Here is a 13,201-nt window from a genome sequence, read left to right on the forward strand (position 1 = left end):
ACTTCAAGTATTTATAATTTAAGGACAATGGAAATGGATGATTATAAGCGAGCCTATGAAGATGTTAATCTCGACATAATAAAAAATAATGTCGACAATATTATGAAGAGGACGAAGCCCGGAACCAAGACATTGATAGTTGTTAAGGCGGATGCATACGGACACGGTGATGTGGCGGTATCAAAAGCGTTGGAAACGAGAGCCGATTATTTTGCGGTTGCTACCGGTCCCGAGGCAATCAATCTCAGAGAAAACGGCATAAAAAAGCCGATTTTGATATTTGGATTTGTGGCATATGAAGAATATGAAGATCTTATAAACAACGATGTGGATCTTGTCATATTCGACAAAGAATCTGCCGACATATTATCCGAAACGGCCCGTAAATCAGGAAAAACCGCCAAATGCCACATAAAAGTGGATACGGGAATGAGGAGAATCGGTATTGAACCGGTTAAGGAAAGCGTTGAGCTTGTAAAATATATCAAAAATCTTGACTCTGTGGATGCACACGGCATATTTACACATTTTTTCTCATCAGATACTGTTGACAAAGGGTTGGCTGAAAAGCAATACAAGCTGTTTACTGACTTCATAGAGATGTGTAAATGTGAAGGAGTAACATTTGACATACACCACTGTGCCAATTCGGCTGCTGCCATAGATATGCCGAAAACCAATATGGATATGGTAAGAATAGGGATTGCAATGTACGGCCTTGAACCGTCGGAAGATGTTCCGATAGAAAGGGCGGGGCTGGTTCCCGCAATGTCTTTGAAAAGCAGGGTTTCCATGGTTAAGACAATACATAAGGGAGACAGTGTGGGTTACGGCGGAGTATATGTGGCGGATGAAGACAGAAAGATAGCGACCGTATCCATAGGATATGCAGACGGTTATCCGAGAAGCTTATCAAACAAAGGCTATGTGCTTATAAAAGGTAAGAAAGCAGATATAGTCGGAAATATATGCATGGACCAGCTTATGGTGGATTGCACCGATATTGACGGCGTAGAGAGAGGCGATACGGTTACAATGATCGGCACGGACGGTAACGAAACCATTCGGGTCGAAGATTTATCTGCGATTTCCGGAAGATTTAATTATGAATTTGTATGCGGAATAACCAAACGTATTCCGAGAAATTATTATGAAAACGGTAATTATATAAAAACGCATGAGCATTTTCATGAAAAGTGGTAATTGTTAATTTATGAAAGGATATTTAATATGAAAGACGATCACCCCCGAGAAAAGAAAGGATTTTTTTCCGTGTTCAGAAAATCAAAGCAGAAAAAAAGCGATGAGGAAGTAACGGAGGAAATTAAAGATATTGTTCAAGAGAGTCACGAAGCGGGCATAATAGCCGAAAATACCGTTGAAATGATTAATAATATCATTGATTTGGGAGAAAAGACGGTTTCGGACGTTATGACCCACAGAAAAAACATTGTTTCGATGGATGCCGAGGCAACGCTTGATGAGACATTCAAAAAAACGATGCAGGACGGTTTTTCGAGATACCCGGTATATGTTGACAACATCGACAACATTGTCGGAATATATCATATAAGAGACCTTGTTAAATGTTACTCCAATCCCGAAAACAGAGGAAAGACATTACTTAATTTAAGTGACGAGCTGCTTATGGAAGTTTCAGCGGTTCCTGAAACAAGACTTATAAGCAAGCTTTTTAAAGAGATGCAGCACAAGAAAGCGCATATGGTTTTGGTGGTGGATGAATACGGACAGACCGCAGGTATTGTAACGATGGAAGACGTGCTTGAAGAAATTGTCGGAAATATATGGGATGAGCACGATGAACCCGATACGGGCATTGATAAACAAAAAGACGGATCATATCTGTTGTACGGTCATACGGAATTATCCGAAGCGGGAGATGCATTAGACATAGAGTTCGGTAATGACAACATAGAAACCGTCAACGGCTTTATAACATATAATCTTGGACATATACCTAAAGAGGGAGAGAAGTTTTCTTTTGAATATAAAGGTTATTTGTTTGAAATGTTGAGTGTGAAAAACAGAGTGGCCGAAGAAGTGAAGGCCACAAAACTTTATGATTATTCTGAAGACTGACGTAACATAACAATCATTTTTCATATCCGTTTTATTAATTTATATAGATGATTATCTAATGTATAAAAATTAAACAAAAAAATAAAGTTACATTGACAATTTACTTATTAAATTGTACAGTAAGTTATATTTTACTTATTATTATTAAACTGTAATTTTAAATAGGAGGTGCGAAGGTGAGAAAAGCAGTATTTTCATTGCTTGTAGAGAATTCTTCTGGTGTGCTTAGCCGCGTTTCCGGTCTTTTCAGCAGAAGAGGATATAATATTGAATCTTTAACCGTAGGCGAGACCCTCGATTCAAGTTATTCAAGAATGACGATTGTCACGACCGGTGACGAAGATGTCTTGGATCAGATTGAAAAGCAGTTGGCCAAACTTATAGATATAAAAGAAATCAAGGAACTTCCTATTTCAGAAACAGTATGCAGAGAGTTAATACTTGTAAAGGTTGAGTGTGACGCATCGAAAAGAAGCGAGATCGCGGCTCTTTCAAATATTTTCCACGCAAAGGTGCTGGATGTCTCGGAGAAATCCGTTGTAATTGAACTTACGGGGGATCAGACAAAACTCAATGCATTTGTCAGCTTGCTTAACAGTTATCATGTTATTGAAATAGCAAGGACAGGCATTACAGCTCTCGAAAGAGGAGCAAAATAATCAAACAAATGACATGTAATGTATAATTTCGATTATACATTATGTGATATCATTATAATATTTAATCTCAGGAGGACAATAATTATGTCAGAAGCAAGAATTTTTTATCAGAACGATTGTGATTTATCATTACTTGACGGTAAAAAGGTAGCAATCATCGGTTACGGCAGCCAGGGACATGCACACGGCTTAAACTTAAAGGAGTCCGGAGTAGATGTTGTTATCGGTCTTTATGAAGGTTCAAAGTCAAAGGCTAAGGCCGAGGCACAGGGACTTACGGTAATGAATACAGCTGATGCAGTTAAGAGTGCTGATATTATTATGGTTCTCATTAATGATGAATCTCAGGCAAATATGTACAAGAAAGATATTGAGCCAAACATTAAGTCAGGTGCAATGCTTATGTTTGCTCACGGTTTCAACATTCATTACGGTCTTATTACACCTCCTGCAGATGTAGATGTTACAATGATCGCTCCTAAGGCTCCGGGTCATACTGTAAGAAGTGAGTACCAGGAAGGTAAGGGAACACCTTGTCTCGTTGCCGTATATCAGGATGCTACAGGCAAGGCTCTTGATATTGCGTTGGCATATGCGGCAGGTATCGGCGGTGCAAGAGCAGGCGTTCTTGAGACAACATTTAAGACTGAAACAGAGACAGACCTTTTCGGTGAGCAGGCTGTTCTTTGCGGCGGTGTTACTGCTCTTATGCAGGCAGGTTTCGATACACTTGTTGAAGCGGGTTATGATCCAAGAAACGCATACTTTGAGTGCGTACATGAAATGAAACTTATTGTAGACCTTATCTATCAGTCAGGTTTCAAGGGCATGCGTTATTCTATTTCAAATACTGCCGAATACGGTGATTACATCACAGGTCCTAAGATCATTACAGATGAGACAAAGAAAGCCATGAAAGCCGTATTAAAGGATATTCAGGACGGAACATTTGCAAAGGATTTCCTTCTTGACATGTCAGATGCAGGCGGCAGAGTACATCTTAATGCTCTCAGAAAGAATGCTGCAGCTACAAAGCTTGAAGTCGTAGGTGAGGAAGTAAGAAAGCTTTACAGCTGGAATAATGAAGATGATAAGTTAATCAACAACTGATTATTCTTGTAAGATACATGATAAAAAAGAAGCATTGCCTAAACAGTAATGCTTCTTTTTTAATATATAAAGTTAATAAATTGTTAATGGAGCTTATATAAGATATATAATATAATTAACTAAATTATATACCCAAAACGGTATGAGGGGAGGTGTACATAATGCAATTTAAAAAAATTAATGATTTTAAATTCCAGGTAATTCTTAATAAAGACGACATGAATAATTTTAATTTAACAATGGAAGACTTTTTTGGGAATAACACAAACAAAATTCATTCATTATTAGACACTCTTATGGAAAAGGCCAGAGAGCAAATAGGTGTCAACATGGACAATACGATTATGTCCGTTCAACTCGTACCGCAGCCTAATCATACTTTTCTTTTAACCGTAAGCGGAAGAAAGCCTCAGGGCAACGAAGACATGAAAAACGGAAGGAACCCTTACAAGAATAAACAGGACGGTGAAGACATTGTATCCGATATATTCGGCGGATTCAGCGATATGGATGAGGATTTCGTTGATGAAGATGAGATGGTTAAGCCAAAAAAACCGGTTGAACTGGATAAAGACATCTTGGACAAAAGGATATTGTACAGATTTGATTCTCTTGCGGATATTGAAATGTTTGCAGGTTCCGTGGATTCAACATGGGGAATCAACAATACGCTGTTTAAGGACGGCGACAGCTACTACCTTGTACTTTTAAGAACAAGAATGTCTACGGAGAAATATAAAAAATTTCTTATAAAAGCCTTGGAATACGGCACTTTTGAAGTTGCCGACGACAATGTGATTGCGTATATTATGGAACATATGGACATTCTCCTAAGCGGCAATGCGCTTTCTCAGATAAAAAAATACGCCGTATAAATATATCCGCACACATAACATACATTATGGAGGGCATATGAAATACCCAAAGTTTTTGGAGAACGGAGGAACGATAGGATTTACAGCTCCGTCATTAGGATGCACCACGGAACCGTATAAATCCTGTTTCAGAGAGGCATTAAGCAGGTTTGAGGAACTCGGATACAAAACGGAAGTTACGCCGAACTGCTACATGGCAGACGGAATCGGGATAAGCACGGATCCGAAAGAGTGTGCAAAAGAGCTTGAATATATATATTCCGACGATAAATCCGATGTGATAATTTCCGTCGGAGGCGGAGAGCTAATGTGCGATACCATGGCTGAGCTTGATTTTGAAAGTCTGAAGAAATGTGCTCCGAAATGGTATATGGGATATTCCGATAACACCAATTTCACATTTTTGCTGAATACGGTTTTGGATACTGCGTCCATATACGCTCCGTGCGCTCCGAGTTTCGGTATGAAGCCTTGGGATAAATCGCTTCAACAGGATATGGATATATTGACCGGAAAGACAGATTCCGTAAAAGGGTTCGATATGTGGGAAAGAAACTCCGTTAAATCAGATGTCAATCCGTATGCGCCTTATAATTTAACTGAAGCAAAGAGATTATACATATATAAAGGTAACACACCTGTTGTTGAAGCACCTTCTCCGGATATGATAAATAACGCCGAAGAGTTGAATATTCCGTTGCCGGAAGTTAAGAAGTTAAGTACGCCCGTAAGGTTTAAGGGAAGAATAATCGGCGGATGTCTTGACACGTTAATAACTCTTTGCGGAACAAGATTCGACAGAGTTAAGGAATTTACCGAGAAATACAAAGACGACGGGATTATCTGGTTCCTTGAAAGCTGTGATTTATCCATGCTGCAAATAAGAAGAGGCTTGTTTCAGCTAAAAAATGCAGGATGGTTTAATCATGCAAACGGCTTTATTTTCGGAAGACCTTATCATTTTAATGAAACAGAAATAGGAGTAAGCGAATATAATGCGGTCGTATCCGTATTGGGAGAATTTGATAAATATATGATATTGGATGCGGATATAGGCCATTTACCGCCTGCAATACCGATTATCAGCGGTGCCGTTGCCGATATCACGGTTGATGACAACATTTCAATACAATATATATACGAATAAAATTTGTGTATTGTGCATAAGTTTTTAAAAGATGTCCGATTACGGGAATGCTATCCCGATTCGGGCATCTTTTTTGACGAAACCATATATTACCCTGTTTTCTTGCAAAAAGGTTCCATAAAATATATAATTTCAATTAATTGTCTTTATTGTATAGGAGGTAGATATGTCTGAAAAGGTAAGTATAGAGGTCACTCTGGACGGAAAATCATATTTGCTTACCGGAGAAGAGAGTAGGGAATATATGATGAAAGTAGCCGATTATGTCAGCCTGAAAGAGCAGGCTTTGGACGGAGAAGATAATTTCAGAGAACTTTCCGGCAGACTGCGTGAATATTTGATGCGTTTCAGTATTGCGGACGATTATTTTAAAGCTCTGGAAGAAATTACGGAATTAAAATCCGTCATCGGTAAAAAAGACGAAGAAATATATGCGCTTAAGCATGAACTTGCAAAAACACAGACAAATCTTTCTCAAATAAAGCATAAGGCATTTGATATTCCGGTATTTGATAAAAAAGCCGAATCTGAATGTAGTAAACCTCAGAATGAGGAGAATAAACATGAATAAGGTTGAGCTGTTAGCGCCGGCGGGAAGTCCGGATATCTGTAAGGCGGTTATAAATGCCGGGGCGGATGCCGTATATCTCGGAGGTCAGATGTTCGGTGCCAGGGCTTTTGCGAATAATTTCACTACGGATGAGATAAAAGAAGCACTGGATTATGCACATAACAGAGGCGCAAAAATTTACCTGACGGTTAATACGCTTCTGAAAAATAACGAAATATACGAAGCCATGGATTATCTTAAACCGCTGTATGAATATGGGCTGGACGCGGTTCTTGTTCAGGATATGGGTTTGATGCGCATGATAAAGCGTTACTATCCGGATATGGCCATACATATAAGTACTCAAATGAATGTAACAGGGAGACATTTTCTTAAATATTTAAAAGAGTACGGAGCTGAGAGAGTGGTTCTTGCAAGAGAGCTGACTCTTGGTGAAATACGAAGCTTACATAATGAATGTGATATTGAATTGGAAGTGTTTATACACGGAGCGTTGTGTTATTGTTATTCCGGTCAATGTTTTATGAGTTATGAAGCCGGCGGAAGAAGCGCCAACAGAGGGGCTTGCGCCGGACCCTGCAGATTACCGTATAAAAGTGAAGACGGCAAGACAGAATATCTTCTGAGTCCGAAAGATCTTATGACCATACAGGCTCTGCCGGACATTTTAGACAGCGGCGTTTCGTCTCTGAAAATAGAAGGGCGAATGAAAAACATAAAATATGCCGCAGGAATCACTCATATGTACAGAGAATATATTGACAGATACTTTACTTACGGCAGAGACGGATATGTTGTTGACAGTGACGATATCAATGACATGCTTGATTTATATAACAGAGGTTTTGAAACATCGGGTTATTATTACACCAAAAAATCAAGAGATATGATAAGTTTAAACCGCCCAAATCACATGGGTACAAAGGCATTGGAAGTTGTTGACAATAAAAAGGGAAATATAACTTTTAAAGCTTTGGAAAATATAAATCACGGAGATGTATTTGAAATAGACGGAGAAAATTCATTTACCGGAGGAAAGGATCTAAAAGTCGGAGAACTTCTTAACGTAAATCTTCCGTCCAGGTATAATCTTAACAGAGGCACCGTGCTTTACAGAGTAAATAATGCCCGTGTTGAGAGAGAAATCCTGAGAGACTTTGCGGATAATAATAAAAAAACGGAGATAAATATCAACATTTCGGCTATAAAAAATGAACATATAAAAATTACTGTTTCCGCATATAACGAATTATTGGATGAATATATTTACGCAACCGCAGAAGGAGGAGTTGTTCAGCCGGCAGAGAACAGGCCGGTAACGAAAGATGAGTTAATAAAAAAAGCATCTAAACTCGGAGGCACTCAATATTCCCTGATTTCCGCGGATGCGCATGCGGACGATGATATATTCATTTCAATCGGTGAAATAGGCAAAGTCAGAAATAAGGCAATAGAACTTTTTGAAAATGAAGTCAGAGCAAGATTCGCAAGAAAATGCGAAGCCGTACGGCATGACGATTATTCTGATGCGGAATATCACAAAGACGGAGCAGATTCATTTATATCTGTCCAGGTTTATACGTCGGAGCAGGCAGAGATTGTTGCAAATGTAAAAAATATATCAAGGATATACATATCTTATCACTGTATTTATGAATATAGAGATCAATGTTGGTCGTACAGAGACGACGGTATTCAAATAATAAAAAAAGCAAAAGAAAATAACAAAGAAGTATTTATTGCACTTCCGGCCATTGTAAGAGATTCCAATGTGGAAATGACTGAAAAACTGATGAATGCAATACTCGGTAATGACTTGATTGACGGAATGCTTATCCGTAATATGGAAGAATTGCTTATATTTAAAGAATATAACAGCGGGGGCAATAAAGATTGCGGAAAAAAAACAGTATTAGACAGTAACATATATGTATATAATAGAGAGACAGGGATATTTTTATCGGAAGAAAATCAGGATATATGCATTGACAGAATATCATCGCCTGTTGAATTGGATGAAAATGAGTTATATGAACTGATAAATGCAATACCTGCGGAAACCGAATTGACGGTTTACGGCAAAGTGCCGGTTATGCAGTCCGAACAATGTATTAAGAAAACTCTCAATAAATGCGATCATTTATTCGGAACGGAAACCATAATACAAAACGGAAGAAATAAGCATAACAGTACAAAAAACAATGTATCATACAGTGTGATGTGTCTTTGCGATTATTGCTTTACTACAATATTTGACAGTAAGGCAAAAAATATCGATGTTTCATTGGCCAAAAAATTGGGATGCGGAAGTATAAGATACGATTTCACCACGGAAACCGCCGACGAAGTGTCGAAAATATGTAACACTATGCCTAAAGCCTGGAGGTAGGAATGGATTTAGTTGAAATATCTAAATATATCTTTGCGGCAGTCATAACTATTTATGTTCTTGTATCATTTACGGGAGCGACGATACGTGATGATAAAAAACGCAGGGCGATATATGCAACACAGAGTACAACAACATTTATATTTCACTTATTGGGATATATAATATTATTTTTAAATAATAACAACGATATAAAGTACCTTATACTTTATTGTTTTGAATTCGGATTAGCATTTGCGACGATGGTGGTATACGATGTTATATATCCGAAATCATCAAAATTGCTTGTTAATAATATGATATTTCTGATGTCGATGGGATATGTATTTATAGCAAGGCTTAATTTCGATCAGGCCGTAAGACAATTTATTTTTGCCTGTATCGGAATAGGAATTACATTCTTTGTCCCAATGATAATAAAGAAATTCAAAAAAATGAGAGATCTGGGGTGGATATATGCCGCCGTCAGCTTTACTCTCCTTCTGGCGCTTTTCTTCAGCTCAAGGGTTTACGGCGCTAAGATTAATATTACGCTGGGTCCTATAACGATACAGCCTTCCGAATTCGTAAAGATACTGTTTGTGTTCTTTATAGCTTCAATGTACAATAAGGCCCTTACATGGAAAAAGCTGTTGTTGACAAGTATTGCGGCTGCGGCGCACATAGTAATATTTATTGCGTCTAACGACCTTGGAGCGGCTCTTATATTCTTCGTTGCATATATTATGATGACATTTGTTGCGACAAGAAGACTGGTGCTTCTTTTAGGTACTACCGGATTGGGGATTTTGGGAGCTTTAATAGCGGCAAAAACTGTCCCTCATGTTATAAAACGTGTGGTTGCATGGCGTGATCCGTGGTCAAATATTTACGGTTCGGGATATCAGATTGCATATGCTCTGTTCTCCATTGCTGCAGGCGGATGGTTCGGCGTCGGACTTACGAGAGGAAGACCGGATACTATACCTTTTGTTGCAAATGATATGATTTTTGCGGCAATTTCAGAGGAAATGGGAATAATTGTTGCCATCGGAGTATTATTTGTATCTCTCAACTGTCTGATTCTTATTATGAATATTGCGTCGAGATGTAATACACTGTTTTACAGGCTTGTTGCAGTCGGATTCGGTGTTACTTATGCATTCCAGGTGTTCTTAACGGTAGGCGGAGTGCTTAAGATTATTCCTCTCACCGGAGTTACTCTTCCGTTTGTAAGTTACGGCGGAAGCTCGCTTGTTGTTTCACTGATTATGTTTGCGATAATCAACGGTATGTATACAATGAGACAGGATTCCGGCGAATCCTCAAAACCGGACATTACTTACAGAAGACGGGAACAGAAAGTCAAAGTAAGCAATAAAAATGAAACCGGTTTAAATGAAGATATGAGCGAATATTTTAAAAAGGATGATTTTGAATCCGACATTTCGAAAGAGAAAAAGGGCTTATCATCCGAAAAATCCGTAGACGACAGGGGTAAGACCAAATATTACAGTCCGGAAGATTTTAAAAACATAGATGATTATAATGAATTTGACGACTCTAAGTTTTAAAATCATATCATAAAAGGTGGTGATAGCTTGAAGAACAGAGATAATAAAAATATCGAAAATAAAGAAACCAAAAAAGAAAAGGGTTCGTTTTTATCAAAACCCGTGGTAAAGCCGGAAAATACAAGAAAAAAAAGAAATCTTGAAACAAATATTATTTCATTTGTTTTCATAGGTCTGTTTTTTGTAATGATTATTTATTCTGTATTCTTTACTTCATCGGAGGCAAAGAGCATTGCCGATAATCCTTACAATCCGAGAAATGCAGTGGAGCGATCACCTGATGTAAGAAGAGGAACAATCTATGCAAACGACGGAACGATACTTGCTACCACAAGCGTCGGTGAAGACAATAAAGAAGTAAGAGAATATCCGACAAATAATCTGTTCTCTCTTGTAGTAGGTATGAGCAGAGGTGCGGGATCGGGACTTGAGGGCGGAGCCAACAAAGAACTGACCACGTCGACATCCAAGCAGGAAGTCGAAGTATCGGGGGACGGAAAGGCTGAAAAGGAATATTACGGAGACAACGTATATACCACTCTGGATCCGAAACTTCAACAGGCTGCATATGACGCACTCGGTGATTATATGGGAGCCGTTGTAGCGGTTGATACTCAGACGGGTAAGGTTTTGGCAATGGTTTCAAAACCTGATTTTAACCCTAATGAAGCAGGTACAAAATATAATGAATGGGCAAGTATTTCGGATGAGAATTCAGTGCTTATTAACAGAGCTTCACAGGGTTTGTATGCTCCGGGTTCCACATTTAAAATAGTAACCGCTCTGGAATATGTTAAAGAGCATCCGGATGATTATAAAGATTATTCTTATATATGTGAAGGTACCACATCGGTTCCGGGGGGAACGGTGGTGAATTGTTATCACCGTACGGCTCACGGACATGAAGATTTAAATGATGCATTTGTTAATTCATGTAACTGTGCCTTTTCGGATATCGGTTTAAAGCTGGATATGGAAAGATTCAGAGCTACGGCTGAGAGTTTGGGCATGAATGAAGCGTTGCCTGTGGAAATAGAAAGCAGCAAAACAAGATTCGATCTTAATTCAAAATCAAGTATTTCAGAGATTCAGGAAACATCATTCGGTCAGGGAAATCTTTACATGACGCCTCTCCAGATGGCCATGATTACAGCTACTATTGCAAATGACGGTATTATGATGAAACCTTATTTAATTGACAAAGTTGTTTCATCAACGGGAGAAGTTGTTAAGCAGAATGCGCCTACCGTTTATAAAAACGGAATAGCCGACGCATCGGAAGTTGCGGCTGTTCAGGGATTTATGAAGAACATGGTCAGCAGGGGAGCGGCAAGTGTATTCGGAAGTGCCGATTATTCGGTTGCCGGAAAGACCGGTACAGCCGAATATGCCAACAACAATGACCTTGCTCATTTGTGGTTTACATGTTACGCTCCGGCGAACAATCCTAAAATTGCGGTCACATGTATTGTTGAGCGTTCGCAAGTTTCCACAATAGTTCCTGAGCGAATATGTAAAGCCGTTTTAGATGCTTATCTTGATTAAGGGGCAGGTATTTATGGTTATAATCAGCGATCGACTGTATGTCGGAGCAAGTATGGAAAACATAAAAAAGGATGTAATAAAAGGGTTGAAAAAAAGACAGTTTCAACCCGGATTATATTGTATTACATTACCGCAGGAAGACGGAAACATATTGGATATCAGAAGAGCGATAACCCTTAGGGATTATACCGTTAAAGCGGGAAAGTTTTCATTTGGGCTTAGGTTTAAAAAGTCTGCGGTTGATGATATAATCGTAGTCGGAATTGCCCTCGGAAGAAGTGAGGCCGTTGATTTGGCGTCACAAATTGTTCAGGACATATATAATAACACTAATACATTTGATACAAGGAACTATTTTGGTTATTAATTTTAGAATATGACGGAGAATATATGCTTAGTATTATACTTACAATACTAATGATAATAGGAATAACAGCTGCCGTCATAGCCGGTATTATATTACTTATTTTTTTCTATCCGATGACTTACAATATAGATGCAGGTTATCACGGAAAGATAAAAGCAAAGGCAAGTGCCAATTGGCTGTTTAACATTGTGAGAATACGGTTTGAATTAATTAACAACAAACCGGTTTATTCTGTCAAAATATTTAACTTTACACTTTTGTCAAGCGATAAAAAGAAAAAGCGTAGGAAAAAGAAAAAAGGCAGAAAACCATTTGATGCAGGCAGACACGGAGAAAAAGCTTTAAGTATTTCGGAGAATAAAAAATCAAATACCGCCGGAAGAGTTGATAACGAATTCAGTGAAGCGGCATTTCAATCCGAAAACAATAGCGGCGGCGGTAATTCGCAAAAGAAAGAATTCTTTTTAGTCAGGATTTTCAGAAATATTCTTGATAAGGTAAAGAAGGCATTTACCTCTGTTAAGAACATAAAAGAAAAAACAGCTGTATGGTTTGATGAAGAACATAAAAAATTGTATGCATTCCTCTGGGTAAATATCATGAAGATATTGAGAAGAATAAAGCCTAAAGAATTCTCGTTCGTCATTCAGGCCGGAACGGGAGAAGCATACAGCACAGGCACCGTGGTTTCATGGTACAGTGTGTTTTACGGTTTATTGCAATTGGATTGGATTGATTTCAGGCCGGATTTTGAAGAGAAAAAATTTGAAATGGATTTGCATGCTAAAGGAAGCTTTAGTGTAGGCCCGATTGCTCTTACGGCATTGAAAATTTACAGAAACGAAGATTTTAAGAAACTGATACTCAACAGAGTGCGATAAGGAG

At 38.4% G+C, this 13,201-nt stretch carries 12 protein-coding genes; all 12 read left to right on the forward strand.

What is annotated here, in order from left to right:
* Window positions 1-33 precede the first annotated feature (33 nt).
* Complete coding sequence (gene alr / locus ACYQ1N_RS05065; RefSeq protein ID WP_459833519.1) at window positions 34-1,203, forward strand: alanine racemase; 1,170 nt, start codon at window positions 34-36, stop codon at window positions 1,201-1,203.
* 27 nt (window positions 1,204-1,230) lie between these two features.
* Window positions 1,231-2,100: a hemolysin family protein gene (locus tag ACYQ1N_RS05070; protein WP_459833521.1), complete on the forward strand. Its 870-nt coding sequence runs from the start codon at window positions 1,231-1,233 to the stop codon at window positions 2,098-2,100.
* A 176-nt stretch (window positions 2,101-2,276) separates the two neighbouring features.
* The gene (gene ilvN, locus ACYQ1N_RS05075) at window positions 2,277-2,759 is read left to right on the forward strand and encodes an acetolactate synthase small subunit (protein WP_459833524.1); all 483 of its coding nucleotides are present in this window, start codon (window positions 2,277-2,279) and stop codon (window positions 2,757-2,759) included.
* A gap of 84 nt (window positions 2,760-2,843) precedes the next feature.
* Window positions 2,844-3,869 carry a ketol-acid reductoisomerase gene (gene ilvC, locus ACYQ1N_RS05080; protein ID WP_459833527.1) on the forward strand — a complete coding sequence of 342 codons (1,026 nt, stop codon included), beginning with the start codon at window positions 2,844-2,846 and terminating at the stop codon, window positions 3,867-3,869.
* Between the two features lie 161 nt (window positions 3,870-4,030).
* Window positions 4,031-4,744 carry an adaptor protein MecA gene (locus ACYQ1N_RS05085; protein WP_459833530.1) on the forward strand — a complete coding sequence of 238 codons (714 nt, stop codon included), beginning with the start codon at window positions 4,031-4,033 and terminating at the stop codon, window positions 4,742-4,744.
* Between the two features lie 37 nt (window positions 4,745-4,781).
* Window positions 4,782-5,891 (forward strand): LD-carboxypeptidase, encoded by a 1,110-nt coding sequence (locus ACYQ1N_RS05090; RefSeq protein WP_459833532.1) that lies wholly within the window; start codon window positions 4,782-4,784, stop codon window positions 5,889-5,891.
* A 166-nt stretch (window positions 5,892-6,057) separates the two neighbouring features.
* A complete protein-coding gene (gene zapA / locus ACYQ1N_RS05095) occupies window positions 6,058-6,462 on the forward strand; it encodes a cell division protein ZapA (RefSeq protein ID WP_459833536.1) in 405 nt (134 codons plus the stop codon).
* A complete protein-coding gene (locus tag ACYQ1N_RS05100; protein ID WP_459833541.1) occupies window positions 6,455-8,851 on the forward strand; it encodes a peptidase U32 family protein in 2,397 nt (798 codons plus the stop codon). The genes zapA and ACYQ1N_RS05100 overlap by 8 nt, the downstream gene beginning before the upstream one ends.
* A gap of 2 nt (window positions 8,852-8,853) precedes the next feature.
* Entirely contained in the window at window positions 8,854-10,404 is a 1,551-nt protein-coding gene (locus tag ACYQ1N_RS05105; protein ID WP_459833543.1) for an FtsW/RodA/SpoVE family cell cycle protein, read from the forward strand.
* Window positions 10,405-10,431: 27 nt separating this feature from the next.
* On the forward strand, window positions 10,432-11,949 hold the full coding sequence (locus ACYQ1N_RS05110) for a peptidoglycan D,D-transpeptidase FtsI family protein (protein ID WP_459833545.1): 1,518 nt from the start codon (window positions 10,432-10,434) through the stop codon (window positions 11,947-11,949).
* Window positions 11,950-11,962: 13 nt separating this feature from the next.
* Complete coding sequence (locus tag ACYQ1N_RS05115) at window positions 11,963-12,316, forward strand: hypothetical protein (protein ID WP_459833547.1); 354 nt, start codon at window positions 11,963-11,965, stop codon at window positions 12,314-12,316.
* A 23-nt stretch (window positions 12,317-12,339) separates the two neighbouring features.
* Window positions 12,340-13,197, forward strand: coding sequence for a hypothetical protein (locus tag ACYQ1N_RS05120; RefSeq protein ID WP_459833549.1), 858 nt, complete (start codon window positions 12,340-12,342; stop codon window positions 13,195-13,197).
* Window positions 13,198-13,201: the final 4 nt, after the last annotated feature.

The organism is Howardella ureilytica (assembly GCF_054657495.1).

Excerpts from the sequence above, each read along its gene's own strand:
- alr (WP_459833519.1), top strand. The coding sequence starts at position 34 with ATGGATGATTATAAGCGAGCCTATGAAGATGTTAATCTCGACATAATA.
- ACYQ1N_RS05070 (WP_459833521.1), top strand. The coding sequence starts at position 1,231 with ATGAAAGACGATCACCCCCGAGAAAAGAAAGGATTTTTTTCCGTGTTC.
- ilvC (WP_459833527.1), top strand. The coding sequence starts at position 2,844 with ATGTCAGAAGCAAGAATTTTTTATCAGAACGATTGTGATTTATCATTA.
- ACYQ1N_RS05085 (WP_459833530.1), top strand. The coding sequence starts at position 4,031 with ATGCAATTTAAAAAAATTAATGATTTTAAATTCCAGGTAATTCTTAAT.
- ACYQ1N_RS05090 (WP_459833532.1), top strand. The coding sequence starts at position 4,782 with ATGAAATACCCAAAGTTTTTGGAGAACGGAGGAACGATAGGATTTACA.
- zapA (WP_459833536.1), top strand. The coding sequence starts at position 6,058 with ATGTCTGAAAAGGTAAGTATAGAGGTCACTCTGGACGGAAAATCATAT.
- ACYQ1N_RS05100 (WP_459833541.1), top strand. The coding sequence starts at position 6,455 with ATGAATAAGGTTGAGCTGTTAGCGCCGGCGGGAAGTCCGGATATCTGT.
- ACYQ1N_RS05105 (WP_459833543.1), top strand. The coding sequence starts at position 8,854 with ATGGATTTAGTTGAAATATCTAAATATATCTTTGCGGCAGTCATAACT.
- ACYQ1N_RS05115 (WP_459833547.1), top strand. The coding sequence starts at position 11,963 with ATGGTTATAATCAGCGATCGACTGTATGTCGGAGCAAGTATGGAAAAC.
- ACYQ1N_RS05120 (WP_459833549.1), top strand. The coding sequence starts at position 12,340 with ATGCTTAGTATTATACTTACAATACTAATGATAATAGGAATAACAGCT.